At 54.0% G+C, this 9,889-nt stretch carries 7 protein-coding genes; 4 read left to right on the forward strand and 3 right to left on the reverse strand.

Translation table 11 applies throughout. The features are described 5' to 3' along the window. Window positions 1-236 (forward strand): hypothetical protein (locus tag ABD971_RS32325; protein ID WP_345327835.1); only part of this gene is annotated, 236 nt, incomplete at its 5' end. Window positions 237-716: 480 nt separating this feature from the next. On the opposite strand, the gene ABD971_RS32330 is transcribed toward ABD971_RS32325, so the two are convergent. From ABD971_RS32330 to ABD971_RS32340, 3 genes are all read right to left on the reverse strand, one after another. Continuing rightward, entirely contained in the window at window positions 717-1,565 is an 849-nt protein-coding gene (locus ABD971_RS32330) for a PDZ domain-containing protein (RefSeq protein ID WP_345327836.1), read from the reverse strand. A gap of 289 nt (window positions 1,566-1,854) precedes the next feature. After that, entirely contained in the window at window positions 1,855-2,157 is a 303-nt protein-coding gene (locus ABD971_RS32335; protein WP_345327837.1) for a transposase, read from the reverse strand. A 708-nt stretch (window positions 2,158-2,865) separates the two neighbouring features. Then, complete coding sequence (locus ABD971_RS32340; protein WP_345327838.1) at window positions 2,866-3,051, reverse strand: hypothetical protein; 186 nt, start codon at window positions 3,049-3,051, stop codon at window positions 2,866-2,868. 505 nt (window positions 3,052-3,556) lie between these two features. On the opposite strand from ABD971_RS32340, the gene ABD971_RS32345 reads away from it, so the two are divergent. The 3 genes from ABD971_RS32345 to ABD971_RS32355 all read left to right on the forward strand — a co-directional run bounded on the left by ABD971_RS32345 (window position 3,557) and on the right by ABD971_RS32355 (window position 9,684). Further along, on the forward strand, window positions 3,557-4,531 hold the full coding sequence (locus ABD971_RS32345) for an aldo/keto reductase (RefSeq protein ID WP_345327839.1): 975 nt from the start codon (window positions 3,557-3,559) through the stop codon (window positions 4,529-4,531). Window positions 4,532-4,994: 463 nt separating this feature from the next. Next, window positions 4,995-8,210 carry a PSD1 and planctomycete cytochrome C domain-containing protein gene (locus ABD971_RS32350; RefSeq protein WP_345327840.1) on the forward strand — a complete coding sequence of 1,072 codons (3,216 nt, stop codon included), beginning with the start codon at window positions 4,995-4,997 and terminating at the stop codon, window positions 8,208-8,210. After that, on the forward strand, window positions 8,188-9,684 hold the full coding sequence (locus tag ABD971_RS32355) for a DUF1501 domain-containing protein (protein ID WP_339940258.1): 1,497 nt from the start codon (window positions 8,188-8,190) through the stop codon (window positions 9,682-9,684). The genes ABD971_RS32350 and ABD971_RS32355 overlap by 23 nt, the downstream gene beginning before the upstream one ends. The last annotated feature ends 205 nt before the right edge of the window (window positions 9,685-9,889 follow it).

Genomic DNA, 9,889 nt, shown 5'->3' on the forward strand with positions numbered 1-9,889 from the left:
GATACAACCTCGCTGCGCAACCGGCTCATCGTTCCGCGACATACACTAAGCCCGCACCGCAGGAAGGCAAAAAGATGAGGGGCAAAAACATTCAGATTACAGGACCATCTGCGGTGTCCCATTTTCCTGCCCCTTACATATTCCTGCCCAATTTAATAACCGATATTGCGGTTGGTAAAGCGATGCCGCGGCTCACTCGACTCTTCTTTCCGCCACGTCTATCAAACGCCAGTTAACTGGCGGGCAGGAAGATGCAGAGGGCAGGAAGATATTCAGAAAGAAAAACCAATGTGCGGTGTCCCGTCTTTCTGCCCCTTCATATTTTTGCCCTTTTCAGTAACCAACGCTGGCCTCGCCGATACAACATCGCTGCCTAGCCGACTATTGGTTCCGCAACATCCATTAAGCCCAAACCGCCGGAAGGCAAAAATATGGGGGGGCAACGATATTCAGATTGCAGGACTTTCTGCGGTATCCCATTTTCCTGCCCTTTACATATTCCTGCCCAATTTAATAACTGACATTGCGCTCGGTAAAACGACGCCGCTGCTCGCTCGATTCATGAGTTCGCCACGTCTATCAAAAGCTAGATAACTGGCGGGCAGGGAGATGAGATGGGCAGGGAAATCATGTACCGTCCCGCCACGAGACACTGCACTCATCCATTTCCATGACGGACGTCAGTCGTTTTTTTATCCGATGATTGGGTCGCGCTGCTAGTGGGCCGCTCCATCGAGCGCCGCGAGCAATGCGACTTCTTTTTCGTTGCGTGCAACCGTAAGTCGAATGCACGAACCAAGCGGCATCCCCTTCACAATCTTCAGGAGCATCTTCTCTTCTCGTGGTATCATGTCCGCTAAGCTCCTTTTCATTGCCTCGCTTCCGTCGCTTGGATTTCGTCCTCTAATCGGAACCTCACTAGCGATCTTCGTTCCGTTGATTGAGAGAATTTTGTCACCGATCGTCATGCCAGCAAGATCCGCAGGCGAACCAGGGTGAATGACGCGTACGTCGCCGCGAAACGATTGAATTCCCAGCCGAGTGGTTTCCGGTTGCACCCGCCAGTTCCGAATGCCCCAGCCGTTTTCTGCAATAGGCTCGATCTCGTATTGTATCTCGACATTGGGGAGTCGAAGGCGGAGCTCCTCAACGCCCTTCTCCGTGACTTCGGCGAACTGGAGATAGACAATACGCAGATTCTCGAGTTGAATTAAGTGACGAAGCCCAGCATCGGTGATTCGAGTTTGCTCCAACCCAACAGACCGCAGCTCTGGCATGTGCCTGAGAATACTAAGGTCCGCGTCTTTGATCGCTGTCGATGAAAGATTGACATTGACAGGTGTATTGAAGACTTCAGCCCCCACAAGTGATCGCAACCATGTTGGACCACTCGGTGTAATCTCGTATCGCTCTGGACCCTGGATATAGGAACCTGTGCTAGAATCCATTTGGAATTCATACAGGATCGAGCCACCAAGACTGCGAACTCGATTGACCGCGATCTGTCGATTTCGCAATTCCATCAGGTACGGGCCGATGCAGCACCCCACGATTGTGACCAGCAAAAGAAATGACCTTAGGCTGAACTTTAACCACCTTCGCCGTATCCCTAACGCCATACCTATCCCCAAGTATTGAAACGCTCCTTACAACGGACGAACATAACATGTGCCCGCAGTTCGCTGTCAGCCTTCCCGCCGAAGCCAACCTCTCGATTAAATACTGTTTCAACCACGCATAAAGTTGGTTGTACGCAGTGTAACAGCTCCTAGACGCGCCCAACAAACGACCTTACAAAAACACACATTCCAACGATTGGGAACAAGTCTTTGTTGTTTTTGACCCAGACGTATTTCACTGCGACTCTTTCGCGAAATACGCCGTCGTTTTTTTTAGTATTTCACGCTCCATCTCGACGCGAGCGAGTTCTTTGCGGAGCCGTTTCACTTCCGCGGTGAGCTGTTGGACCGACGCGTTATCGTCACAAGGTTTTGGCGTTGGTGCAAACTTCCGATGCCAATCACGTAGTGTTGTGGTATCAACATTGACTGCCCTTGAGGCGGCCGCGAAGGTGTAGCCTTGATTGACGATCAGATCGACAGCATTTCGCTTGAAATCTTCGGTAAACGATCGTCGTTGTTTGTTCTTTGCTGACATATTGGTCTCCTGAGACGATTTTGAAGGATTCGTCCACAGTCCGCCAGTCATGGGCTAACGCAGTTTGCGCCACGTCTGTCAGACGCCAGATAACTGGCGGACAGGAAAATGCAGGGGGCAGGAAGATATTCAGAAAATAGAACCAGTGCGCGGTGTCCCATCTTTTTGCCTCGTCATGTTTTTGCCGTTTTCAGTAACCAACGCTGGCCTCGCCGATACAACATCGCTGCATAGCCGGCTATTGGTTCCGCGACATCCATTAAGCCCGCGCCGCCGGAAGGCAAAAAGATGAGGGCAAAAACATTCAGAATACGAGACCATCTGCGGTGTCCCATTTTCCTGCCCCTTACATTTTCCTGCCCGGCTCAATCACCGACATTGCGCTCGGTAATACGACGCTACTGCTCACTCGAATCGTGTTTCCGCGACGTCTATCAGACGCCAGATAGCTGGCGGGCAGGAAAATGCAGGGGCAGGAAAATATTCAGAATGCAGGACCATCTGCGGTGTCCCATTTTCCTGCCCCTCACATTTTCCTGCCCAATTCAGTAACCGACATTGCGCTCGGCAAAACGACACCGCGGCTCACTCGACTCTTGTTTGCGCCACGTCTGTCTGACGCCAGTTAACTGGCGGGCAGGAAAATGCAGGGGGCAGGAACATATTCAGAATGCAGGACCAATGTGCGGTGTCCCATTTTCCTGCCCCTCACATTTTCCTGCCCAATTCAGTAACCGACATTGCGCTCGGCAAAACGACACCGCGGCTCACTCGAATCGTGTTTCCGCCACGTCCATCAAACGCCAGATAACTGGCGGACAGGAAGATGCAGAGGGCAGGAAGATATTCAGAATGCAGGACCAATGTGCGGCGTCCCATCTTTTTGCCCTTCATTTTTTTGCCTTTTTTAGTAACCAACACTGGCCTCGCCGATACACCACCGCTGAATAGCAGGCAATTGGTTCCGCGACATCCACTACGCCCCCACCGCAGGAAGACAAAAAGATGAGGGGCAAAAACATTCAGAATGCGAGACTATCTGCGGTGTCCCATTTTCCTGCCCCTTACATTCTCCTGCCCGGTTCATTCACCCACATTGCGCTCGGTAAAACGACGCTGCGGCTCACTCGACTCTTGTTTGCGCCACGTCTGTCTGACGCCAGTTAACTGGCGGGCAGGAAAATGCAGAGGGCAGGAAAATATTCAGGTCAGCATGGGGACAGAGCACTTTGTTGGCTGATGTGGCGATCACCTCGGTCGGATGGAGCCTGGAGTGCGCTGCCCCTGACGTTTTCCGAATTTGGCTTACGCGTAGCACCGCAACTGGCTGATTCGAATGAAACCGAGTACGATTTCTCGGAATTTTTACGACGCTGTACGCACCTGATTGAAAACAAACATGAAGACGAGAACTCTTGGAAATAGCGGTCGCTTGGTTTCCGAAATTGGCCTGGGATGTTGGCAATTGGGCGCCGATTGGGGCAGCGTCAGTGAGTCGCAAGCGATGCAGATATTGGAAACGGCATGGCACCATGGTGTGACTTTTTTTGATACGGCCGATGTCTACGGTAGCGGACGATCCGAGAAATTAATCGGACAATTTATTCAACAGCACCGCGATCAGATCTTTGTCGCCACCAAAGTAGGCCGCCAAAACTATCCGGGTCCTTATACAGTCGAAATCCTCAAGCAACACATATGCGAATCGATCAGTCGCCTGGGGGTCGACAGCTTGGATTTGGTGCAACTGCATTGTGTACCGTCGGAAGTCATGGCTGCGGGAGACATATTCGACTGGCTGCGTAAATTCAAACGCGACGGATTGATTAAGAATTTTGGCGCGAGCGTGGAGTCAATGGACGAGGCGGTTAGCATCCTCGAGCAACCAGAACTGACGTCTCTACAGATCATTTTTAATATCTTCCGCCAAAAACCCATCACAACTCTGTTTGACCGAGCCATGGATCAGGGGGTGGGGATCATTGTGCGGTTACCGCTGGCCAGCGGGTTGCTGGCGGGAAAGTTCACCAACGAGACGCAATTCGCCGAGGACGACCACCGCAATTACAATCGCAATGGCGATGCGTTTAATGTCGGCGAAACCTTTGCGGGGCTGCCCTTCGAAACCGGAGTTGCCCTGACCGACCAGATCAAAACCATGGTTCCGGCTGGCATGACGATGGCCCAGTTTTCCCAGCGGTGGATCCTGGATCATGAAGCGGTGACCACGGTAATCACCGGAGCCTCCAAACCGTCACAAGTGGCGGACAACACCGTGGTGTCAGAGTTGAATCGGTTGAGTGCCCCAACGCATCGACAGCTTGCGGAGCTTTACAAGTCGTCGATCAAAGCTGAAATTCGCGGCGTGTATTAGTATTTCACCAAGCGGTAATGGACCGCTGGCTCTTATGATTAAGGGTTATACGAAACATGCCCCAGTAGCAACCCGTTATTGCCTCCACCGAGTCAGACTCGGGCGGAAGCAAAGCAAAGTAGGGCCGGTTTCTACCGGCCGTCTCCATGCGAGGCCGTCGTAATCGGACATCCACCGATCGCCCCTAATCTATAGCCTACGGCACCAGACAACCAACGCTCGTGGCCGGTGGGAACCGGCCCTACTTCATTATTTGTCGGGGTTTCAGCGTTATTGGGTGCGAATCGTTTCACTTTCTGGCTCGGCTTCTGTTAGACTTTCGTTCCTGGGGACATTTCGCCCCAGCCCACCGTTTGCCCACCTGCTGCCCCCCGCCCCACCTAACGCTGTTGTCGCCGGGCAACGCCAACAGTCATTTCGGCCTCTGAGGTCGCACGCCGTATAGATTGCGGAGGAGACCGGTATGCGTATTGTGATCTGCCTCGTCGGACTGATGTTACCGTTGTGTTTCGCCTCTCTGGCGTCGGCTGTTGACTATCTAACGCAGATCAAGCCAATTCTTGAGGAGAAATGCTACTCGTGCCACGGCGTGCTCAAACAAGAGGGGGATCTGCGTCTGGAGACGTTGCCATTGATGCTCGAGTCGGGAGTGATCGATCCAGGCGATGCGGACGCCAGCCTACTGATTGAACGTATCGTCGCCGAACCGGATGATCGCATGCCGCCAGCCGAAGATGGGGCGGCACTGAAACCGGATGAGATTGCGTTGCTACGAGATTGGATCAACGAGGGAGCGATCACGCCGGAGGAAGAAATCCCAGTGGGCCCCGAATCACACTGGGCTTTCCAGAAGATTGTGCGGCCTGAGTTACCCGAATTGAGCTCAGACACTGAGACCGAATCCAGCGTCAATCCGATCGACCAATGGCTGGACGTCAAACGCCGCGAACATGGTTTGCAAACCACCTCATTGGCTGATCGATCGATCGCGCTGCGGCGATTGTATTTGGATTTGGTTGGATTACCGCCCACTGCCGAGCAACTGCGTGACGACCGGCCGTGGGAAACCATTGTCGACGAATTGCTTGAAAGCCCTCAGCACGGCGAGCGCTGGGCGCGGCACTGGATGGACGTTTGGCGCTACAGCGATTGGTATGGTCTAGGAGCCCAATTGCGGTACAGCCAGAAACATCTTTGGCATTGGCGAGACTGGATCGTCGACTCGCTTAATTATGACAAAGGCTACGACCAGATGGTGCTTGAAATGTTAGCCGGAGACGAGCTTGCACCGGATGATCCTGATATCGTGCGTGCGACCGGTTTCCTCGCCCGCAACTACTATCTGTTCAATCGCACCACTTGGCTTGACTCGACGGTCGAACACACCGCCAAGGCGTTTATCGGATTGACACTGAACTGTGCCAAGTGTCATGACCACAAATATGATCCGATCACGCACGTCGATTACTATCGTTTCCGGGCGATCTTCGAACCGCATCAAGTCCGTCTTGATCCCGTTGCGGGCGTCACCAACTTTGATGTCGATGGATTGCCCCGCGTGTTTGATGACCATCTCGACGCGGAGACCTTCTTGCACCTCCGCGGCGATGAGAACAAGCCTGACAAAGAGACGGAAATCACCCCTTCGGTGCCCGCGATCTTGGCGAGTTTCGCTCCGCCGATCACACCCGTAGACCTACCCCGTTTCGCTTATGCACCGGGTACGCGGGATTACGTTCAACAAGCGAAACTTGCAGACGCTCAAAAGGCGATCGCTGCTACGGAAAGTGAATTAACCGCCGCTCGCCAAGGTCACGAAGCTGCGATTTCTAACGTTGCCACGACGCAGCCGGACTCACAGCGTGATTTTGCTCCCATTGATGAACCCTTTGACCAACTTGACGACGAACGTTGGGAACTCGTGGGTGACGGTTGGGAGCTCCGTGACGGGATGCTCCACCAAACTGCGGTCACTCGCGAAGGACATGAACTAAAACTGCGAAACACACCGCCACAAGACTTCGAATTGACGTGTCGTTACCAAGTTACCGGCGGCAGCACGTACAAATCGGTCACGTTTCGCTTTGATCAAAGTGACGATGCTAAATACAACAATTTTGTTTACAGCAGTGCACACGAACCGGGCCAGAAAGTGCAAGTGGCCTATGCACGCAATGGCAAGAATGTCTATCCACGCGAAGGGATGAAGTCGGTCACACTCAAAGTGGGCAAGTCTTACCTACTTCGTTTCGCGGTCCGTGATCGTCTCGTCAATGTATGGCTCGATGACGCATTTTTGATTGCCTACGAGCTGCCCGATCGCCGCCCTGAAGGCCAATTGACGGTGTCCGGATTTGATGCGACCGTCGCCTTTGACCAGCTCACGCTACGGTCACTGCCTGAAGACATGGAGCTGAAGTCCGCTGGCAACCAACCCGCGTTGACTGTCGAGTCGACAGAGAAAGCGGTCGCGTTGTCCGTGGCAAAACTGGATGTCGCGAAGGCTGACGCGGAGCGAATTTCGGCAATCATCGCGGCGGACAATTTACAGTTCGATGCCGCCGCAGACCCGACAGCCGGCGCCGCCGCGGCGCAACTGGCTGCCCAGCGAGAAGCCGAGTGGATGCAAGCCGAATCGTTGTACGAAATACTGCTGCAGGAAGGAGACAAGAAAAAGATCAAAGCGGCACAAGCGAAACAGGCTAAGGCCGCCGAGCTGTTAAAGAAAGTCGCGGCAGGTAGCGGTACCTACACGCCGCTTCGTGGATCACGCAAGGCACTGGAAACCCCCGCGCATAACTTTGAGACCTATGCGGCTACCTATCCGAAACAAAGCACAGGCCGCCGACTTGCTTTGGCACGCTGGATCGTCGATCGCAATAATCCATTGACCGCTCGCGTTGCGGTGAACCACGTCTGGATGCGGCACTTTGGCGAGCCCTTGGTGGAAACGGTGTTCGATTTTGGGCTGCAAGCGAAACGCCCCGTGCATGCCGAACTGCTCGATTACCTGGCATCGGAATTCATCGAATCGGGTTGGAGTTTCCGGCACTTGCACCGCTTGATGGTCACATCGCAGACCTACCAGTTACGCAGTTCGACGCTGGAGGCCGACCCCCATACGCTGGCGGCGGATCCGACGAATGTTTATTACTGGCGGATGAACACTCGCCGCATGGAATCGCAAGCGGTGCGGGACAGCTTGCTACATTTGGCAGGCACGTTGGATCTGAAATTGGGTGGTCCGAGCATCAAGCCAGGTCCCGAGAGTCGGCGGCGGAGTCTATATTTCACTCACTCGGCAGACACTCAAGACAAGTTCTTGACAATGTTTGACGACGCCGATTTGATGCAGTGCTACCGCCGCAGTGAGAGTATCGTGCCGCAACAAGCACTCGCGCTGTCCAACAGCGAACTTGCTTTGACCGCATCGCAGCAGATTGCTGAGCGGATCAGTGACGAAGATCCCGAAGCGAGTTTTGAACAGTTTGTCGAGCGAGCTTTCTTTGCCCTTCTAGCACGCTCGCCCAATAGCGAAGAGGTCGACCATTGTGCGGAATTCGGCCACCAGATAGCGGAGCTGCACTCCGGCGCCACCGCCAGCGAGCTGAGCTCTCGCATGCGTGCCAGATTGGTGCATGCGCTGATTAATCATAATGACTTCATTTCCATCCGGTGACTTGATGAATCCCTCGCGTTCTAAACTGTCGCAATCAACGTGTGGCACGACTTCGCCACGACGTCAATTCTTTACACAGTCCGCTTTGGGGCTCGGTGGAATCGCGCTCGCCTCGATGCTGCAACAAGACCGGGTGTCGGCTGCTGGTTTTGCGTCCCCCGATGGACAACCTCATTTTCCCGCCAAAGCGAAGAACGTGATCTGGTTGTTCATGCGCGGAGGCGTCTCGCACATGGAGAGTTTCGATCCCAAACCGGCACTGAATCAGTTCGCTGGCATGTCGATCCCCGAGACTCCGTTCGCCGAGGTTCAGCATTCCGAAAAACTGAAACGCGTTCGCGTGGTCGTTGTGAACGATGCCAATGGGCAACAACGCAACAAACTGTATCCGCTGCAAGTTGGCTACAAAAAGTATGGCCAAAGTGGAATTGAAGTCAGCGACTGGTTTCCACATATCGGATCACGAATCGATGACATCTCGGTGATTCGATCGATGTGGACGACCGACGACAATCACGGCGCTCAGGTGCAATTCCACTCGGGACGGCACATGCTCGATCCACGCGTGCCGACCATCGGGGCCTGGATCAATTACGGTCTCGGGACCTTGAACGATAACTTGCCCCAATTCATCAGCATGGGGCCACGTTTTTTTGATCGCCGCGATGGCCATTATCTTGGGCCGGCCTACGACTCGGTCGGTTTGAAGGTCGATCCCAAAAATCCGCTGGATTATGCGAGAGCCGAAAAAGAGGTTTCTGACCGTGAGCAGCGATTGGGATTTGATCTGGTCAGCCAGCTTAACCGGCTGAATGAATCTCGGTTCCCACACGATGCCGCGCTGGAAGCAAGAACGAAGTCTTATGAGTTGGCGTTCCGAATGCAAACCGCAGTTCCCGACGTGATCCGGTTCGACGGCGAAACTGCAGAAACGCATAAGCTGTACGGGTTGGATCAACCTGAAACTCGCGACTTCGGCCAGCAGCTACTGGCCGCTCGCCGGTTCACTGAACAAGGCGTCCGATTTATCCAGATCATGCACGGTGATGGTGCGGCAGGCGCTTGGGATCAGCATTCCAATCTGAAGAACATGCACAGCAAACTGGCCGGTCAAGTCGACCGCCCGATCGCGGGTCTGCTGACTGACCTAAAGCAACGAGGAATGCTGGACGAAACGCTGGTGGTGTTTGCCACCGAATTCGGACGGACGCCTGGATCTCAAGGCAGCGATGGTCGCGACCACCATCCCTACGGATTCAGCGTCTGGATGGCCGGAGGAGGACTGAAAGGGGGCGTTGTCCACGGCGCGACCGATGAGATTGGATTCCACGCGGTTGAACAACCCCATTATGTCACCGACGTGCATGCCACGATTCTTCATCAACTCGGGCTCAATTCGCACCGCATGGAGGTCCCTGGTCACAAGCGGCTCGAACAAGATTTCGGAAACGTGATCCACGACATCATCAGCTGAGCAGATCGCGGTAAGGGTCCGGAGGGTCCTTGCTGAGGCGTTTTGAAGTTGCGTGTTTAGACGTTCTTCGGGCCAAAGGCCCAGCAATTTGCCTAGCCTGGCCCAACGGGCCAGGTTTTCGATGCAAAGAAACCTAAGGGCCAACGGCTGGACTGATGAAAAAGGTGCTGTTTTGGAGACCTGGGCAAAGTTGGAATTGAAAAAC

Source organism: Novipirellula rosea (assembly GCF_039541335.1).
In the GTDB taxonomy this organism is placed as follows: Bacteria; Planctomycetota; Planctomycetia; order Pirellulales; family Pirellulaceae; genus Novipirellula; species Novipirellula rosea.